Genomic DNA, 18,499 nt, shown 5'->3' on the forward strand with positions numbered 1-18,499 from the left:
CCGTTGACCCTGCGTTGGCTGGGATGTTAGACAGCAGTAAGCGATATACGCAATGACCGTTGCGCATGATGCAACCCCCCTGAAGGGAAGGTCCCATGACCGCCTCTGAAGCCGCCGCCCTCGGGGCGGACCGTCTCGCCGCGGACCGCGTCGACCACCGCTTCAAGGGCCTTCCCCCGGACGCCGAGGGCCTGACCGTCCGCGAGCTGGCCGCCCAGCGCCGCAACCTCTTCACCGGCGGCTTCACCACCCCCGTCCTCGCCCTCTCCGCCGAGCGTCTGACGCACAACCTCGAACTGATGGAGACGTACGCCGTCCGCCACGGCCTCGCCTTCGCCCCGCACGGCAAGACCTCGATGGCCCCCCAGCTGTTCTGGCGGCAGATCGAGCACGGCGCCTGGGGCATCACGCTCGCGGTGCCCCACCAGGTGCGCGTGGCGCGGGAGTTCGGGATCGAGCGGATCTTCCTCGCGAACGAACTGGTCGACGCGGCGGCGCTGCGCTGGATCGCGTCCGAGCTGGCGGCCGACCCGGAGTTCCGCTTCGTCTGTTACGTCGACTCGGTGCACGGCGTCGAGCTGATGGACGCGGCGCTGCACGGCTCCACCCGTCGGGTGGACGTGGTCGTCGAGCTCGCCGCCGGTGAGGGGGCCCGCACCGGTGTCCGTACGGAGGCGGAGTGCGCGGCGGTCGCTGACGCGGTGGCCGCGACGCGGACGCTGCGGCTGGTGGGCGTGGCGGGGTACGAAGGCGAGGTCCCGCGGGCGGACCCCGAGCGCGTGCACGCGTGGCTGCGGCGGCTGACCGCGCTGGCGGTGGACTTCGACAAGGCGGGCCGGTTCGAAGGGGTGGCGCAGATCGTCGTCAGCGCGGGCGGCAGCGCCTGGTTCGACGCCGTCGCGGACGTCTTCTCCGAGCTCCCCGACCTCTCCCTTCCCGTACTGAAGCTGCTGCGCTCGGGCGCGTACGTCTCGCACGACGACGGTCACTACCGCCGCCTGACCCCCTTCACCCGGGTCCCCGAGGAAGGCGCCCTGCACCCCGCGTTCCGCCTCTGGGCCCAGGTCGTCTCCCGTCCCTCCCCCGAGCAGGCCTTCGCCAACGCGGGCAAGCGCGACGCGGCGTACGACCTCGATCTGCCCGAGGTCCAGGTGGTGCGGCGGGACGGCGCCGAGCGGCCGGCGCCGGGTCTGACGGTGACCGCGCTCTCCGACCAGCACGCGTGGCTGCGCACGGACCCGGAGGCGGATGTGGAGGTCGGGGACTGGGTGGGCCTCGGGCTGTCCCACCCCTGCACGTCCTTCGACAAATGGCAGCTGATTCCGCTGGTGGAGGCGGACGGCACGGTCGTGGACTATGTCCGTACGTTCTTCTAGGAGGCCGTTGTGACGAATGTTTCCTGGAGGTCCCTGTGATGGATCTCGTCATCCGGGACGCCGAGGTCGTCGACGGCACCGGAGGCCCCTCGTACCGCGCCGACGTCGGGATCGAGGGCGGCAGGATCACCACCGTGCTCAAGGAGGGGGCGGCGGCCGGCTGTCTGCGGCCTCTCGCCCGGCGGGTGCTGGACGCCGAGGGCCTCGCCCTCTCCCCCGGCTTCATCGACATGCACGCCCACAGCGACCTCGCCCTCCTGCGCGACCCGGACCACAGCGCCAAGGCGGCGCAGGGGGTGACCCTGGAGGTCCTCGGCCAGGACGGGCTGTCGTACGCGCCGGTCGACGACCGCACCCTCGCGGAGATCCGCAGCGCGATCACCGGCTGGAACGGACCCGGTGACGACATCGACTTCAGCTGGCGTTCGGTGGGCGAGTACCTGGACCGCCTCGACCACGGCTTCGACGGCGAGGGCATCGCGGTGAACGCCGCGTATCTGATCCCGCAGGGCAGCGTCCGGATGCTCGCCGTCGGCTGGGACGACCGCCCGGCGACGGCGCGGGAGCTGGAGCGGATGCGGCGGCTGGTGGCCGACGGGATGCGCGAGGGCGCCGTCGGCATGTCCTCCGGCCTCACCTACACCCCCGGCATGTACGCGAAGGACGCCGAACTCACCGAGCTGTGCCGGGTGGTGGCGGAGTACGGCGGCTACTACTGCCCGCACCACCGCTCGTACGGGGCGGGCGCCCTGCAGGCGTACGAGGAGATGGTGACCCTCACCCGCGAGGCCGGCTGCCCGCTCCACCTCGCCCACGCGACCATGAACTTCGGCGTCAACGAGGGCAGGGCCCCGGAGCTGCTGGCCCTCCTCGACGACGCCCTCGCCGCGGGCGCGGACATCAGCCTCGACACGTACCCCTACACCCCCGGCTGCACCACCCTCGTGGCGATGCTGCCGAGCTGGGCGAGCGAGGGCGGCCCGGAGGCGATCCTCACGCGCCTGAAGGACGAGGAGACGGCCGAACGCATCCGGCACCACATGGAGGTGATCGGCGCCGACGGCTGCCACGGCGTGCCCATCGAGTGGGACACGATCGAGATCTCGGGAGTCAACGACCCGGCGCTCGCGTCGTACGTCGGCAGCACGGTCCGCCGGTCCGCCGACCGGCTCGGCGAGAGCCCCTGGACGACCGCCCGCCGTCTCCTCCTCGACGACCGGCTGGGCTCGACGATCCTCCAGCACGTCGGGCACGAGGAGAACGTCCGCACGATCATGCGGCACCGGGTGCACACCGGCGGTTCGGACGGCGTCCTGCGCGGCGAGAAGCCGCACCCACGCGCGTACGGCACGTTCCCGCAGTATCTGGGGAAGTACGTACGGGAGTTGGGCGTCCTCTCCCTGGAGGAGTGCGTCGCCCATCTCACCGGCCGCCCGGCCGCCCGGCTGCGGCTGCCCGACCGCGGCCTGGTCAGCGAGGGGTACCGCGCCGACCTGGTCCTGTTCGACCCGGCCACGGTCGCGGCGGGCTCGACGTTCGAGGACCCGCGCAGACTCCCCACGGGCATCCCGTACGTCCTGGTCGACGGGCGGTTCGTGATCGAGGACGGGCGGCGCACGGACGTGCTGGCGGGGCGGGCGGTCCGCCGGACTCCCCGGTGACCGCCCGCCGCCGCACCGCGGTCACGGCTTGGGCAGGGTGCACCCGCTCGCGCTCAGGTTGAGCTTGTTGCCGGTCGTGAAGCAGGCCGGGATCTGGTAGGTCTCCTCGGCGTAGTTGATGCCCGGGTGAATGGTGACGTTGCCGCTCGCGTCGACCTCGCAGGGGTTGTTCAGCGTGCAGGTCTCGCCGTCCTCGTTACCGGTGTTGTTGACGGCGACGACCTTGCCGGTGGCCTGGTCGATGACCGGCGAGCCCGAGGTGCCGCCGATGGTGTTGCAGGCGGAGGTGTAGCGGATCGAGTCCTTCCAGGTCCAGTCGCCCTCCTTGAGGCGGTACGCGAACCCGTCGATGCTGCAGTTGTAGAGCCGCTTCCAGTAACCGGAGGCGACCGTGATGGCGGTGCCGACGGTCGGGTGCGTGTCCTGCACGGTCAGCGCGCTGATGCCGTACGAGCTCTGAATCGTCGCGTAGGTGCTGGTGAGCTGGTAGATCGTGACGTCCGTGTCGGTCATCGTCGAGTACGCGACCTTGCTGGCCCGCAGGGTCGCCACCCGGGTGCCCGCGGAGTTGAGCAGGCCGAAGGTACGGCTGGACGCCTGGTCGACGATCACTTCGCCGGGCTCCGGAAAGCCCGTCTCCAGGCAGTGACCGTTGGAGAGCACGAGCGCCGGGTCACTGGCCGCGGAGTTGGGGAAGCGGATGACGGAGCCGGAGCAGTTGCTGAGCGCCACGGTCCCGGCGAGGCTGACGGCCTGGAGGGTCGGCGCCGCCGCCTTCGTGTCCGCCTTGACCGCGGACGCGGACACGGACGCCGCCGCGGGTGCGGGTGCCGCGACCGCGGGTGCCACGCCCGCCCCGGTGATCACCAGGGCGAAGAGCGCGGCGACGAGAGGCTTTCTCATGTGGGGGTCCCCTCTTGCGACTTGGGCGACCGGAGATCTTCCGGCCACTTCCAGTTTTGTCATGCGCATTGTCAATCGAGGGGGCGAGGGGGACAAGGAGCGCTTTCCGGCCATGGGCAGGTCGGCATGACGGGACGGAGCGCTTCGCCTACTCGGGCGAGCGAACGGGGGTGAAGGCCACTGCGGGGCCCACCGCGTCCCGGGCAGAACCCGCCGGGGACCCGGCGGCTACTTCGGCCGCTTGGTGGCGCCCTGACCGTGGCCGGGGTTGCCGTTGCCGCGGCCGGTGGTCGAGGTGGCGCTGGGGGTGGCGGTGGCAGTGGGGGTGGCGGAGGTCTCGGCCGACGGGGACCGCGGCGCGGTCGTGGACGGGCTCACCGAGGTGGACGCGGACGCCCCCGGGGAGGTCGGATCGGCGGCCTCGCGGGAGGCGGTCGGCGAATCGCCCGGCGCCGCCCCCTCTTCCCCGGCGGTCGCGGCATCCGTGGGAGCCGTCGACTCCGGGGACGCGGACGCGCCCCGGCCGTCACCGTCGCTCCGCCCCGAGGTCGAGGAGCCCCCGGACGACCCGGAGTCGAACAGTCCCACGACCACCGCGGCGAGAACGGCCGCGCACACCACGCCGCCGGCCACCGCCACCCCCCGCCGCGGAAGCCGCTCCCGGCGGCGGCGGCGCGAGCCGCCACGACGCCCCTCCTCGCCACGCACCACGGCGCCGTCGTCGCCGTCCGTCCGCGTACTCGGCGCACCCGGCGCACCCGGCGCACCCGGCCCGTCGTACGCGTCCTGCCAGCCGTGCGCCGCCGCCGGATCCGCGTACGCCTCGTACGCCGGAGGTGTCTCGCCATCGCCACTCGGGAGGTACACCCTCGGCTCGGCCTCGGTCTCGGTCTCACCGTTCTGCCAGGACATAGGAGCGGAATCTTGCCAGGACATGGGCGCGGATTCTATGGACCGCAAGGGCTTGCGGCACAACCCGGGAAGAAAGCGACTCAAAACGTCACGTCTCACGTGGTGGAAAACACGCCCCGTCGAGCGTTACGCGGCCGTAAGCTCACCGTCATGCAGGTGATCCAGTCGACCAAGCTCGCCAACGTCTGTTACGAGATCCGGGGCCCGGTGCTCGAGGAGGCGATGCGGCTGGAAGCGGCGGGTCATCGGATCCTCAAGCTGAACACCGGCAACCCGGCCGCGTTCGGGTTCGAGTGCCCGCCCGAGATCCTGGAGGACATCCTCCGGAACGTGTCGACGGCGCACGGCTACGGTGACGCGAAGGGTCTGCTCGCCGCCCGCCGCGCCGTCGTGATGCACAACCAGACCCTCGGCATCGAGACCGACGTCGAGCACGTCTTCGTCGGCAACGGCGTGTCCGAGCTGATCGTGATGGCGATGCAGGGCCTGCTGGACGACGGCGACGAGGTCCTCGTACCGGCACCGGACTACCCGCTGTGGACCGCGGCCGTGTCCCTGTCCGGCGGCACCGCCGTGCACTACCACTGCGACGAGCAGTCCGACTGGATGCCCGACCTCGCGGACGTGGAGCGCAAGGTCACCGACCGCACCAAGGCGATCGTCATCATCAACCCGAACAACCCGACGGGCGCGGTGTACGACGAGGCGATGCTGCGCGGGCTCACCGACATCGCCCGCCGCCACAACCTCCTGGTCTGCTCGGACGAGATCTACGACAAGATCCTCTACGACGGCGCCACCCACACCCCGACCGCCTCGATCGCGCCCGACCTGCTCACCCTCACCTTCAACGGCATGTCGAAGGCGTACCGGGTGGCGGGCTACCGGGTCGGCTGGATGGCGATCTCCGGCCCCCGCGCGCACGCCGACTCCTATATCGAGGGCCTGACGATCCTCGCGAACATGCGCCTGTGCGCGAACATGCCCGGTCAGCACGGCGTGGTCGCCGCGCTCAGCGGACGGCAGACCATCAACGACCTGGTACTGCCCGGCGGCCGACTGAAGGAGCAGCGGGACGTCGCCTACGAGCTGCTGACGCAGATCCCGGGCGTGAGCTGCGTGAAGCCCAAGGGCGCGCTGTACCTCTTCCCCCGGCTCGATCCGAAGGTCTTCAAGATCAAGGACGACCGGCAGATGGTCCTCGACCTGCTCCGCCGAGAGAAGATCATGGTCGTCCAGGGGACCGGCTTCAACTGGCCCGAGTCGGACCACTTCCGGGTGGTCACCCTGCCGAGCGTGGGCGATCTGACCGACGCGGTGACCCGGATCGGGAACTTCCTGGATGGCTACAGCCAGTCATAACGGTCCGCGATCATCCCAAATCACTCACTCTCCGTGAGGATCTCCGCCACTTTTGCGAACCAGCTCAACTTTAGACGAAATCCAAGCTAGGATGGTTTCCTGAAAGACCACAGGAGGCCGTCCCCATGTACGAACCGATCCGCTCCAAGTCGGTCCACACGACGGCCGGCACCCCCTCCGACTTTCCCCACCGCTCGCGCGAGGAGGAGCTGGACATCCAGCTCGCCGGACACCTCGCGGCGCTCCTCGCGGTGACCGACGAGATCCGCGCGATCGAGCCGTCCGCCGACCTGGACACGGCGGCCCAGCGGCTCGCCGAACAGGTGGCGCGGCTGCGGGGAGCAGTGGCGCCGGCCCGCGCGTCGGCCGCCGCCGCGCACGAGCCGCACGTCGTCGCGCTCCACCAGCGGGCCCACGCCCTCGCCGGCCGCACCCTCGTCGTCGCCGCGTCCCGAGCGGACACGGCGGTCGCGATCCTGGCCGCCGAGCGCATGGACGCCCACGCCCCGGCCGCCGAACCCCGCGAACTCGCGGCCCGCTGAGAGACCGAGCCCCCGGGCTCCCCCGTACGGCCCCGGTCCGCGCGCACCCGCAGCGACGCGCGGACCGGGTGCCATGAACTGTCGCGTGTCGTGCCGGGCAACTCGTCACCCGCGAGCAGCCGTTGACGCCTCGCCCCGACCATTGGCACACCCCTTTTCCCGCCCATGGCTTTGATGCCTGCATTCGGGTGGACTGCACACCGCAATTGCCTGCCAAACGGCTGCACCATCACGTAGAACTCGTAACGTCGGTGGAAATGATGGTGGTTCGGACTCCGGCACTGTCGGCACCGCCACGGCCATTTCGGTGCCGGCGGCCTGCGGTCGGCCACGTCTTTGGGCCCTCACTATTTCTACGAGATGTGAAAAAATGAGACGTAAGCGATTGTGGGCGGGGCTTACCGGTGCGGCCGCGGTTGCGACCGGGGTGACCGCCTGGGCAGTTCAGTCCCACTCGGCGACGACCCCGGAATCCGAGGCCACTTCGGCGAACTCGAAAGCCCAGCAGGCCAATACGCTTTTTCAGAGCGCCCTGCTGCAGGAGAAGTACCAGGACCCCGAAGGGGCGGCCAGAACCTACCAGCGGGTGCTGCGGCTCGACCCTCGCAACAAACTGGCCTGGTACAACCTGGGCGTCATCGCGCAACGGAACGACAGAACAGCCGAAGCCCGTGAGGCCTACGACAAGGCGCTGAAAATCGATCCGAAGTACGCCTCGGCCCTCTACAACGAGGCGATCCTGCTGAAGTCGAGCGACACCGACCGGGCTGTCACCCTCCTGAAGCGTGCCATCGCCGCCACACCCCGGGCCGCCACCGCTCATCTCCAACTCGGCTGGATTCTGGCGAAGAAGCACCGTGACGACGACGCCGAGGCGGAGTTCCGCCGTGCCGTCGCGGCCGATCCCTCGCTGTACTCCCAGGTCCCGGAGCAGTTCCGGGACGCCGTAAGCCCCACACCGACATCGAGCCAGGAAGGTGTCACCGGATGACGTCGACTGCAACTCCCAGGTTCTCCGTCTTCACACCCAGCCACCAGCCCCGCTTCCTCGATGACTGCCTCAAGGCCCTGCAGGCGCAGACCTGTCCGGACTGGGAGTGGATCGTCCTGCTCAACAACGGCGCCCGGTGGCGTCCGGAGCGACACGACGAACGGGTCCGGGTGGAGATCGCGGACAGCATCCGCGGCGTCGGGGCGGCGAAGCGCAGGGCCTGCGAACTGGCCCGCGGCGAGATCCTCGTCGAACTCGACCACGACGACCTCCTGGCGAAGGCATGCCTGGCGGAGCTGGCCAAGGCGTTCGACGCGCACCCCGAGGCCGTCTTGGTCTACAGCAACACCGCGCAGATCACCGAGGAGGGCAAGCGGGACGACACCCGCTTCAACGAGGCGCACGGCTGGAAGTACGAGGACGTACGCGTCGACGGCCGCAAGCTGCTCCAGGCCGTCTCCATGGAACCGACACCGCACAACGTCTCCTACATCTGGTACGCGCCGAACCACGTGCGGGCGTTCCGCAAGGAGAGCTACGAGAAGGCCGGCGGGTACGACGCCACGCGCTCGGTGCTCGACGACCAGGACCTGATGTGCCGTCTGTTCCACATCGGCGACTTCCACCACATCCCCCGCTGTCTCTACCTGCAGCGGATGCACCCCGCGAACACCCAGCGCGATCCGCAGATCAACGCGCACATCCAGCGCGAGACGGTCGCTCTGTACGACAAGTACATCGAGGCCAACGCCCTCGCCTGGACGCACCGGCGTGAACTGCTCGCGCTGGACCTCGGCGCGGCCCACCGGAAGCCACCCGGCTACCTGGGTGTGGACCAGTACCCCGGTGAGGGCGTCGACATCGTCGCGACCCTGCCCGGAAAGCTCGACCTCCCCGACAACTCGGTCGGTCTGATGCGGGCGGTGGACTTCCTCGAACACGTGCCGGCGAAGGTGCCACTGATCAACGAGCTGTACCGGCTGCTGGCGCCCGGCGGCATGCTCGTCACCATGACGCCCAGCTCCGACGGCCGCGGCGCGTACCAGGACCCGACCCACGTCGCCTTCTACAACGAGAACTCGTTCTGGTACTACACGGACAACCAGTACCGTGCCTTCGTGCCCGAGATCCAGGCCAAGTTCCAGTCGTCACGGCTGGTCACCTACTTCCCGACCGAGTGGCACTCCCAGAACGACATCTCCTACGTCGTCGCCAACCTCATCGCGATGAAGGAGGGCGCCGAGCGGTGCGGAGGACCGCTGCTGGTCTAGGGCGGGTAGGCGGACCACCGAGACGCCCTGCGGAACCTGACGTTCCGCAGGGCGTCTCGATGTTCGGGACCGTGCTCTCGCCGGTCAGGCCAACAGGCCCGCGCTGTTCGTACGCGCCGCCGTGACCAGAGCGGCGAAGGGGGGCGCGGCCAGGGCCGCGGTCAGTTGGTCCTCCCACCGTGGGAGGGGTACGAGGCCGCATCGGGCCCAGTTGTCGTGGCCGAGGACACCGAACGCCGGGCGGGCGGCCGGGCGTGGGAACTTCTCCGAGCCGGCCGGGCGGATCCGCGCCGGGTCGAGGCCGGCGAGGCGGAAGGTCTCCGACGCCAGGCCGTACCACGTGGTGCGGCCGGCCGCCGTGCCGTGGTAGATGCCCGCGGGTGCCCGCCCGGCCAGGGCCGCACGGCCGAGGGCGGCCAGCTGTCGGGCGAGCGCGCGGGACCAGGTCGGCTGGCCGTGCTGGTCCGCCACCACGTCCAGGGTCTCGCGCCGGCCCGCGAGTTCGAGCATGGTGGCCACGAAGCTGCGGCCGTGCGCGCCGTAGAGCCAGGCGGTGCGCACGACGTAGCCGGTGCGCGGCAGTAGTTCCGCGACGGCCCGCTCCCCCGCCAGTTTGCCGCGCCCGTACGCGTTGACCGGCCCCGTCGGCGCGTCCTCGGGGTAGGGCCGACGGCTGTCGCCCGGGAACACGTAGTCGGTGGAGACGTGCAGCAGGAGCGCGCCGCTGTCCGCGCAGGCCTCTGCCAGGTGGCGGACGCCCGTGCCGTTCACGGCCGTGGCCGCCGCCTCGGACCGTTCGGCACCGTCGACGTCCGTCCAGGCGGCGCAGTTGACGACCACACGGTGGCCCGTGACGGCCGCGCGGACGGCGGCCGGGTCGGTGATGTCCAGCTGATCACGGCCCAGTCCCGTCACCACGGCGTCCGGATGGGCGGCGAGTTCGGCCAGCACGTCCTGCCCGAGGAGCCCGCGCGCGCCGGTCACCAGCCATCTGGGCCTCACCGGAGCCCGGCCCTCTCCTTGAGCGGCGCCCACCAGGAGCGGTGTGCCTGGTACCAGGAGACCGTGGCGGCCAGGCCCTCGGCGAAGTCCACCCGCGGTGTGTACCCGAGCTGTTCGCGGATCTTGCTGTCGTCCAGTGAGTAGCGCAGGTCGTGACCCTTGCGGTCGGCCACGTGCTCGACCCGGTCCCAGCCCGCGCCGACCGCGTCCAGCAACAGGCCGGTGAGCTTGTGGTTGCTCAACTCGGTCCCGCCGCCGATGTGGTAGACCTCCCCGGCCCTGCCGGCGTGCAGGACCAGGTCGATGCCCTGGCAATGGTCGGAGACGTGCAGCCAGTCGCGCATGTTGCGGCCGTCGCCGTACAGGGGGACCACCTGCCCGTCGAGCAGGTTGGTGATGAAGAGCGGGATGACCTTCTCGGGGAACTGGTACGGCCCGTAGTTGTTCGTGCACCGGGTGACCACGACGTCCAGGCCGTGGGTGCGGTGGTAGGCGAGCGCCAGCAGGTCGGAACCGGCCTTCGAGGCGGAGTACGGGGAGTTCGGCGCGAGCGAACACTCCTCGGTCCACGAGCCTTCGCCGATCGAGCCGTACACCTCGTCGGTGGACACGTGGACGAAGCGGCCGACGCGGTGGTGGTGTGCCGCGTCCAGAAGAACCTGGGTGCCCGTCACATTCGTACGGACGAACGGACCGGCCCCGTCGATCGACCGGTCCACATGCGACTCGGCGGCGAAATGGACCACCGCGTCCTGGCCCGCCATCACCTCGTCGACCACGTCCGGGTCACAGATGTCGCCCCGGACGAAGGTGTAACCCGGGTGTTCCGCCACCGGCGCCAGATTGGCCTCGACCCCCGAATAGGTGAGTTTGTCGAGAACGGTGATCCGCGCTGTCGGGTCGAATTTCAGCCGTCGACGAACGTATTCCGAACCGATGAATCCGGCACCGCCGGTTACAAGGATGCGCATGGCTCTCCGTCTTTCTCGCCGCCCAGCGTCCAGAACCGGGGATATGCCCGGTCACCGGAACCTGCCCCACACGCTACTCAAGGACGCGGCCCATTCCCGGCAAGCCGGACCGGCTCCGGCCGATGTCCTCGAATTCGACGTCGGGCGCGCTGCCACGCCGGAAGCGCGGGCGGAACGCGGGCGGTGCCCCGAGGCCGAAGCCTCGGGGCACCGTCGCTCGTTCCGAGCTGAGGCGGGCAGTCGGTACCGCACCGCCGTTGTTCGCTTGTGTTACGGGGCGCCAGGGCCGCAGATCACGAAGGCCGTCACACCGCTGACGTCGTTGGTGGTGGCCTGCCACCCTGTGGCAGGGCTGCCGCCGACCGGCGCACTCTGGTTCACGACGGCGCCGGGAACAGGTGTCGAGTATCCGCCGCCGAGGGCCTGGCCCCCCGCGGGGCAGAGGGCAGTCGACTGCGGACCCTGAGCACCGGTCACGACGCTGGTGGCACCCAGGTCACCCTGGGCACCCTGCACGCCCTGAGTACCCTGCACACCCTGAGTACCCTGCGGGCCGGTGCCACCCTGCGCACCCGTGGTGCCGGTGGCACCCTGCACGCCCTGAGTACCCTGCGGGCCGGTGGTGCCCTGCGCACCCGTCGGGCCCGTGGCACCCGTGGTACCGGTGGCACCCTGGTCACCCTGCGGACCCGTGGCACCGGTGGCACCGGTCGAACCCGTGGCGCCCTGCGTACCCGTCGGGCCCGTGGCACCCGTGGCACCCGTGGCACCGGTGTTGCCCTGGAAGCCCTGCGGACCCTGGACACCAGCGGTGCCCTGGACACCCTGGAGACCCTGGATACCAGCGTCACCCTGGAAGCCCTGCGGACCCTGCACACCGACGTCACCCTGGACACCCTGGAGACCCTGGATACCAGCGTCACCCTGGAAGCCCTGCGAACCCTGCACACCGACGTCACCCTGGACACCCTGGAGACCCTGGATACCAGCGTCACCCTGGAAGCCCTGCGCACCCTGCGCACCCTGCACACCCGGGCCGCCCTGGACACCAACGTCACCCTGGAAGCCCTGCGCACCCTGGACACCCGGGCCGCCCTGGACACCAACGTCACCCTGGAAGCCCTGCGCACCCTGCACACCGACGTCACCCTGGACACCCTGGAGACCCTGGACACCGGCGTCACCCTGGAAGCCCTGCGGACCCTGGACACCGACGTCACCCTGGACACCCTGGAGACCCTGGAGACCCTGCGCACCCGGCAGACCCTGCACACCGACACCGATGGCGCCCTGAGTACCCTGCGGGCCGGTGGCGCCGGTGGTGCCCTGGTCGCCCTGCGGACCCGTGGCACCGGTCAGACCGGTCGAACCCGTGGCGCCCTGCGGACCCACCGGACCGGTGGAACCCGTGGAACCCGTGGCCCCGGTGTCGCCCTGCGTTCCCTGCGGGCCCGTGGCGCCGGTGGAACCGGTGGCACCCTGGTCACCCTGCGGACCCGTCGCGCCGGTCAGGCCGGTCGAACCCGTGGCACCCTGCGGACCCACCGGACCGGTGGCACCCGGGCCACCCTGCGTGCCGGGGTCACCCTGGAAGCCCTGCGAACCCTGGACACCCGGACCACCCTGCGTACCGGGGTCACCCTGCGACCCCTGCACACCCGGACCACCCTGGACACCAGCGTCACCCTGGAAGCCCTGCGAGCCCTGGACACCCGGACCACCCTGCGTACCGGGGTCACCCTGCGAGCCCTGCACACCCGGGCCACCCTGGACACCAGCGTCGCCCTGGAAGCCCTGCGAGCCCTGGACACCCGGACCACCCTGCGTACCGGGGTCACCCTGCGACCCCTGCACACCTGGACCACCCTGCACACCCGGACCGCCCTGGAAGCCCTGCACACCCGGGACGCCCTGGAAGCCCTGCGGCCCCTGCACACCCGGGCCACCCGGCGAACCGGGGCCTCCCTGGGGACCCTGCGAACCGGGGCCTCCCTGGGGACCCTGTGAACCGCTGCCCAGGCCACCAGGACCCTGCGGGCCCTGCAGACCGGGGTCGCCCTTGTCTCCCTTGTCGCCCTTATCGCCCTTGTCGCCCTTGTCGCCCTTCGGCCCCTGAACGCCAGGGACACCCTGGGGGCCCGTGTGTCCACGCGGTCCCTGAGGGCCAGTGTGGCCGCGCGGTCCCTGCGGCCCATGGTCGCCGTGCCCGTCTGCCCTGTCCCCCTCCGCCAGACCCTTGCCGCCGTCCTTGCCCTTGTCATGGTGGGCGCTCACGGCGCCGTTCGGGCTGGGCAGCGCCACACTGCTGTTCACGCCGGACCGGTGGATCGCGTCGGCGACAGCCACCGCGCTCGGAGCGATATTGAGCACGACGGCAAGCGCGCCCACCGAAACCATGGTCGCGGATTTCACGCGTGAAACACGTGAACTTCGCATTGTTCTACGGCTCACTGAGAACCTTCCTCGCGGAACTTGGGGAAGTGACCACACAAGGAGCGCACGCACTGAATGCGCTCACCCCACCGTGGCAACCGACAGCGACATTGTTCACTTCCAGTGATGGAATGATCGCGAATCAGCCCCTGGCATAGTCCAAAATCACTCGGGTGGCTGCAATGAGCCGAAATATTGCAGCGTGCGCCAGGAATTCCTGCTCAATGGGACTCGGCGACCGCGAGACTTCTGCGATACGCGTTGCAGGCATCGAGGGAAGGCAGCAGGCCCGCCCGTCGGGCCTCCTCCAGCGTGGGCGCCGCCGCGTCCTTGCCGGAAAGGCACGGTACGAGATCCTCGGGCCAGGCGATGGCCAGCGACGGGTCGAGTGGATTGATCCCGAACTCCCGCTGCGGCGCGTAGCCCTCCGAACACAGGTAGACGACCGTGGAGTTGTCCTCCAGCGCCATGAAGGCGTGGCCCAACCCTTCCGAGAGATAGACACTGCGGTGTGTCGTGTCGTCCAACCGAACCACCTCCCATTTCCCGAAAGTCGGGGAACCGGTGCGGATGTCGACCACCACATCGAGGACGGCGCCGCTGACGCACATCACATACTTGGCCTGTCCCGGCGGAACCGACGCATAGTGGATACCGCGGAGAGTTCCGCGAACGGAGCGAGAGCAGTTGGCCTGCGCGATGCGGAACCCCTGGCCGAGAGAATCGTGAAATCTCTCGTCCTTGAACCACTCATGGAATCGGCCCCTGCTGTCCGCGAAGACCGTGGGTGTGTCCACCCAGGCCCCTTCAATTCCCAGTGGTCGCACGTAACCGATTCCTTCCACCACACAGCTGTTCTTGCCGAACTTGACGTCCCTGTCTTCGGGACATCCGCCGCGCGACTTTAGTCAGGAGAAGGACACCGTCACGCGAAAGCCCCCGGACCGCTGCGCAGCAGTTCCTCGCCACGCGATCCGGCGTCCCCGCCGCCCCGCGGGGGCGCTACGAGGCGCGGGGAATCCGCCAACAGACCCAGCAGGTAATGGCCGTATCCGCTCTTGAGCAGCGGCTGGGCCAGCTCCCGAAGCCGGCCGTCGTCGATCAGGCCTGCCCGCCAGACCGCCTCCTCGATACAGCCGATCTTGAAGCCCTGGCGCTCCTCGATCACCCGCACGAATTCCGACGCCTGAACCATGGAGGCGAAGGTCCCGGTGTCCAGCCAAGCGGTGCCCCGGTCGAGCCGGGTGACGTACAGTTCCCCGGCCTCCAGATAGACGCGGTTGAGGTCGGTGATCTCCAACTCGCCCCGGGCGCTGGGCCGAAGGCCGTGCGCGATCTCCACCACCCGGTTGTCGTAGAAGTACAGTCCGGGCACGGCGTACCGCGACTTCGGCCGGGCCGGTTTCTCCTCGATGGACAGCACCCGGCCCTCGTCGTCGAACTCCACGACGCCATAGGCCGAGGGGTTGGCGACCTGATAGGCGAACACCCTGCCGCCTTTGAGACCGTCGTAGCGGGCCAGCCGTGTGCCCAGGCCGGTTCCGTGGAAGATGTTGTCACCCAGAATCAGCGCGACCGGCTCGTCTCCGATGAAGTCGGCACCCAGGACGAGAGCGTGGGCGATCCCCTCCGGGCGCTCCTGAGTCACGTATTCCAGCCGCAGGCCCAGTTGACTGCCGTCGCCGAGCAACCGGCGGAACTGGCCCTGGTCTTCCGGGGTGGTGATGATCAGAATCTCCCGGACGCCGGCCATCACCAGTGTGGAAAGCGGGTAGTAGACCATCGGTTTGTCGAAAACCGGCAGCAGTTGTTTCGACACCGAACGGGTCAACGGCCACAGCCTTGAGCCGGTACCCCCGGCCAGCAGAATTCCGCGCACGGGATCACCCTAGGCGAATTGCCCACAGACCCACCCTTTTTGCACGATGTGCGGCGTGTATCGCCCTACGCCGGCGACAGGGCCACGCGCCTGCCGGCCGCGACGGTCGCCCTCCGGCACTCCCATGCCGGGCACGACAAGCAGGGGCCCTCTCCGTACGTCCTCGTACGGAGAGGGCCCCTGCCCTTTCGTGATGCCGTCACCGCGGCCGGCCGTGACGATCGCAGGTCAGGGCAAGTCGGACCGGCCGCGGAGATCCGTGTCGGGGCTAGCCCAGGCGCCGCACCAGCGCCCGGTACTCGTCCCACAGTTCCTTCGGGGTGTGCTCGCCGAAGGTGTTGAGGTGCTCGGGCACGAGCGCCGCCTCCTCGCGCCACACGTCCTTGTCGACGGTGAGCAGGAAGTCGAGGTCGGCCTCGGAGAGGTCGAGTCCCTTGGTGTCCAGGGCCCCCTTGGCCGGCAGGATGCCGATGGGGGTCTCGACGCCCTCGGCCTTGCCGTCGAGGCGGTCCACGATCCACTTCAGGACGCGGCTGTTCTCGCCGAAGCCCGGCCACACGAACTTGCCCGCGTCGTTCTTGCGGAACCAGTTCACGTAGTAGATCTTCGGGAGCTTCGCCTGGTCCTTGTCCTTGGCGACGTCGACCCAGTGCCCCATGTAGTCGCCCATGTTGTAACCGCAGAACGGCAGCATGGCGAAGGGGTCGCGGCGCAGCTCGCCGACCTTGCCCTCGGCGGCGGCGGTCTTCTCGGAGGCCACGTTGGCACCGAGGAAGACGCCGTGGTTCCAGTCGAAGGACTCCGTCACCAGCGGTACGGCGGTGGCGCGGCGTCCGCCGAAGAGGATCGCCGAGATCGGCACGCCCTTGGGGTCCTCCCACTCGGGCGCGATGATCGGGCACTGCGAGGCGGGGACGGTGAAGCGGGCGTTGGGGTGGGCGGCGGGCGTACCGGACTCCGGCGTCCAGTCGTTGCCCTTCCAGTCGGTCAGGTGGGCCGGAGTCTCCTCCGTCATGCCCTCCCACCAGATGTCGTTGTCGTCGGTGAGCGCGACGTTGGTGAAGACGGAGTTGCCCCACAGCGTCTTCATCGCGTTGGCGTTGGTGTGCTCACCGGTGCCGGGCGCGACGCCGAAGAAACCGGCCTCGGGGTTGATCGCGTACAGCCGGCCGTCCTCGCCGAACCGCATCCACGCGATGTCGTCGCCGATCGTCTCGACCGTCCAGCCGGAGACGGTGGGCTCCAGCATCGCGAGGTTGGTCTTGCCGCAGGCGCTCGGGAAGGCGGCCGCGACGTACTTGGACTCACCGGTGGGCGGGGTCAGCTTCAGGATGAGCATGTGCTCGGCGAGCCAGCCCTCGTCACGCGCCATGACGGACGCGATGCGCAGGGCGTAGCACTTCTTGCCGAGCAGCGCGTTGCCGCCGTAGCCCGAGCCGTACGACCAGATCTCGCGGGACTCGGGGAAGTGCGAGATGTACTTGGTGGAGTTGCACGGCCACGGTACGTCCGCCTCACCCTCGGCCAGCGGCGCTCCGAGCGTGTGCACGGCACGCACGAAGAAGCCGTCGGTGCCGAGCTCGTCGAGGACGGGCTGTCCCATGCGCGTCATGGTGCGCATGGACACGGCGACGTAGGCGGAGTCGGTTATCTCGACGCCGATCGCGGAGAGGTCGGAGCCGAGCGGGCCCATGCAGAACGGGACGACGTACATCGTCCGGCCCTTCATCGAGCCGCGGAAGATGCCCTTCTCCCCCGCGTCTCCTCCTCCGGTGAAGATGGCCCGCATCTCGTCGGGCGCCTTCCAGTGGTTGGTCGGGCCCGCGTCCTCCTCCTTCTCGGAGCAGATGAACGTCCGGTCCTCGACCCGCGCGACATCGGACGGGTCGGAAGCGGCGTAGTAGGAATGCGGGCGCTTGATCGGATCGAGCTTCTTGAAGGTGCCCTTGTGAACGAGCTCCTCGCACAGGCGCTCGTACTCGGCCTCGGATCCGTCACACCAGACCACGTTGTCCGGCTGGGTCAGTTCTGCGATCTCGTTGACCCACGAGATCAGTTCCTTGTGTTGGGTGGGGACGGTGGAGGGAGCCGCGATGTCGCGCGCCACGATTGCTCCTAGATGAGGGGTTTTTTGTTGAGGCCCCGTGGGGGCTGCGACCCGGATGCTTCGGGGTAGGGAAACCCATGGCGCTCATCCGGTGCCGACCGCACTCATTTGATCATCCGACGGGTTCGCCCATATGTCCAGAGGGCCGCACACGTGAGCGGAGTGACCATCGCCACGTGTATCCGCGATTCTTTGCGTACACGTTGGGTTCAGCTGAAGGTTTTTTTGCGCGGAAGTCGCCTTGCGCCACGCTCGTGAGAACATGGCCACTCTTGTGCTGTTCAGTGCGCCGTACTGACACGTAACTTACGGTTCCGTAGGTAGGATTCCACCTATGACTGCGCCCGTCCCCGACGCGCCCACGGACTCGCCGGCCGCAGGCCGCAGCCCCGCAGCGCTCCCCCCGTCGCACCCGGTCAAGCCCAAGCTCCGCGGCTGGCTGCACCTCGGCATGTTCCCGGCCGTCCTGATCTCCGGTCTGGTGCTCACCGCCCTGGCCAGTTCCACCCGCGCCCGCATCGCCTGCGGGATCTTCGTCCTGACGGCCTGCCTCCTGTTCGGAGTGAGCGCGCTCTACCACCGCGGCAACTGGAGCCCGCGGATGGACGGCGTGCTGCGCAGGCTCGACCACGCCAACATCTTCCTGATCATCGCGGGCACCTACACACCGCTGACGATGCTGCTGCTCCCGGGCGCCAAGGGGCAGTGGCTCCTGTGGAGCATCTGGGCCGCCGCGGCGGCGGGCATCGTCTTCCGGGTGTTCTGGGTCGGCGCTCCGCGCTGGCTCTACACCCCCTGCTACATCGCGATGGGCTGGGCGGCCGTCTTCTTCCTTCCGGACTTCATGCGCACGGGCGGGATCGCCGTCCTGGTCCTGGTGATCGTCGGCGGACTGCTCTACAGCGCGGGCGGCGTGATCTACGGGATCAAGCGCCCCAACCCCTCACCCAGCTGGTTCGGCTTCCACGAGGTCTTCCACTCCCTGACCCTCGCGGCGTTCGTCGTGCACTACGTGGGCATCTCACTGGTGGCGTACCAGCACGGGTAACGCACCCCCCTCCTCTCTTCATGGCCACGGCTCACCAGCCG

Annotated in this window: 15 protein-coding genes; 8 read left to right on the forward strand and 7 right to left on the reverse strand. The window is 69.4% G+C overall.

Annotation, left to right across the window (positions count from 1 at the left end):
- The first annotated feature begins 95 nt into the window (after window positions 1-95).
- Window positions 96-1,376, forward strand: coding sequence for an amino acid deaminase (locus tag OG568_RS20240; RefSeq protein ID WP_329532598.1), 1,281 nt, complete (start codon window positions 96-98; stop codon window positions 1,374-1,376).
- A gap of 38 nt (window positions 1,377-1,414) precedes the next feature.
- Window positions 1,415-3,037, forward strand: coding sequence for an N-acyl-D-amino-acid deacylase family protein (locus OG568_RS20245; RefSeq protein ID WP_329532599.1), 1,623 nt, complete (start codon window positions 1,415-1,417; stop codon window positions 3,035-3,037).
- Between the two features lie 21 nt (window positions 3,038-3,058).
- Here the strand turns inward: OG568_RS20245 and OG568_RS20250 are convergent, their stop codons facing one another.
- Together OG568_RS20250 and OG568_RS20255 are read right to left on the reverse strand one after the other, a co-directional pair.
- The gene (locus OG568_RS20250; protein ID WP_329532600.1) at window positions 3,059-3,940 is read right to left on the reverse strand and encodes a S1 family peptidase; all 882 of its coding nucleotides are present in this window, start codon (window positions 3,938-3,940) and stop codon (window positions 3,059-3,061) included.
- Between the two features lie 228 nt (window positions 3,941-4,168).
- The gene (locus tag OG568_RS20255; protein ID WP_329532601.1) at window positions 4,169-4,876 is read right to left on the reverse strand and encodes a hypothetical protein; all 708 of its coding nucleotides are present in this window, start codon (window positions 4,874-4,876) and stop codon (window positions 4,169-4,171) included.
- 126 nt (window positions 4,877-5,002) lie between these two features.
- Between OG568_RS20255 and OG568_RS20260 the strand changes: the two genes are divergently transcribed.
- The 4 genes from OG568_RS20260 to OG568_RS20275 all read left to right on the forward strand — a co-directional run bounded on the left by OG568_RS20260 (window position 5,003) and on the right by OG568_RS20275 (window position 9,018).
- Window positions 5,003-6,214 (forward strand): pyridoxal phosphate-dependent aminotransferase, encoded by a 1,212-nt coding sequence (locus OG568_RS20260; protein ID WP_329532602.1) that lies wholly within the window; start codon window positions 5,003-5,005, stop codon window positions 6,212-6,214.
- 125 nt (window positions 6,215-6,339) lie between these two features.
- The gene (locus OG568_RS20265) at window positions 6,340-6,756 is read left to right on the forward strand and encodes an SCO4983 family protein (protein WP_329532603.1); all 417 of its coding nucleotides are present in this window, start codon (window positions 6,340-6,342) and stop codon (window positions 6,754-6,756) included.
- A 370-nt stretch (window positions 6,757-7,126) separates the two neighbouring features.
- Window positions 7,127-7,747: a tetratricopeptide repeat protein gene (locus tag OG568_RS20270; RefSeq protein ID WP_329532604.1), complete on the forward strand. Its 621-nt coding sequence runs from the start codon at window positions 7,127-7,129 to the stop codon at window positions 7,745-7,747.
- On the forward strand, window positions 7,744-9,018 hold the full coding sequence (locus OG568_RS20275; RefSeq protein ID WP_329532605.1) for a glycosyltransferase: 1,275 nt from the start codon (window positions 7,744-7,746) through the stop codon (window positions 9,016-9,018). The genes OG568_RS20270 and OG568_RS20275 overlap by 4 nt, the downstream gene beginning before the upstream one ends.
- An 84-nt stretch (window positions 9,019-9,102) precedes the next feature.
- On the opposite strand, the gene rfbD is transcribed toward OG568_RS20275, so the two are convergent.
- Together rfbD and rfbB are read right to left on the reverse strand one after the other, a co-directional pair.
- Window positions 9,103-10,020, reverse strand: a complete 918-nt coding sequence (gene rfbD / locus OG568_RS20280) for a dTDP-4-dehydrorhamnose reductase (RefSeq protein ID WP_329532606.1) — start codon at window positions 10,018-10,020, stop codon at window positions 9,103-9,105.
- The gene (gene rfbB, locus OG568_RS20285; protein ID WP_329532607.1) at window positions 10,017-10,991 is read right to left on the reverse strand and encodes a dTDP-glucose 4,6-dehydratase; all 975 of its coding nucleotides are present in this window, start codon (window positions 10,989-10,991) and stop codon (window positions 10,017-10,019) included. The genes rfbD and rfbB overlap by 4 nt, the downstream gene beginning before the upstream one ends.
- A gap of 267 nt (window positions 10,992-11,258) precedes the next feature.
- Between rfbB and OG568_RS20290 the strand changes: the two genes are divergently transcribed.
- Window positions 11,259-12,998, forward strand: a complete 1,740-nt coding sequence (locus OG568_RS20290) for a hypothetical protein (RefSeq protein WP_329532608.1) — start codon at window positions 11,259-11,261, stop codon at window positions 12,996-12,998.
- A gap of 647 nt (window positions 12,999-13,645) precedes the next feature.
- Here the strand turns inward: OG568_RS20290 and OG568_RS20295 are convergent.
- The 3 genes from OG568_RS20295 to OG568_RS20305 form a co-directional block, all read right to left on the reverse strand.
- Entirely contained in the window at window positions 13,646-14,251 is a 606-nt protein-coding gene (locus OG568_RS20295; protein ID WP_329532609.1) for a dTDP-4-dehydrorhamnose 3,5-epimerase family protein, read from the reverse strand.
- A gap of 98 nt (window positions 14,252-14,349) precedes the next feature.
- Window positions 14,350-15,303, reverse strand: coding sequence for a glucose-1-phosphate thymidylyltransferase RfbA (rfbA, locus tag OG568_RS20300; RefSeq protein ID WP_329532610.1), 954 nt, complete (start codon window positions 15,301-15,303; stop codon window positions 14,350-14,352).
- A gap of 268 nt (window positions 15,304-15,571) precedes the next feature.
- The gene (locus tag OG568_RS20305; RefSeq protein WP_266436529.1) at window positions 15,572-17,410 is read right to left on the reverse strand and encodes a phosphoenolpyruvate carboxykinase (GTP); all 1,839 of its coding nucleotides are present in this window, start codon (window positions 17,408-17,410) and stop codon (window positions 15,572-15,574) included.
- Between the two features lie 334 nt (window positions 17,411-17,744).
- On the opposite strand from OG568_RS20305, the gene trhA reads away from it, so the two are divergent.
- Window positions 17,745-18,458 carry a PAQR family membrane homeostasis protein TrhA gene (trhA, locus tag OG568_RS20310; protein ID WP_266436531.1) on the forward strand — a complete coding sequence of 238 codons (714 nt, stop codon included), beginning with the start codon at window positions 17,745-17,747 and terminating at the stop codon, window positions 18,456-18,458.
- Window positions 18,459-18,499 lie beyond the last annotated feature (41 nt).

Origin of the sequence: Streptomyces sp. NBC_01450, from assembly GCF_036227505.1 — a bacterium.
Classification (GTDB): Bacteria; Actinomycetota; Actinomycetes; order Streptomycetales; family Streptomycetaceae; genus Streptomyces.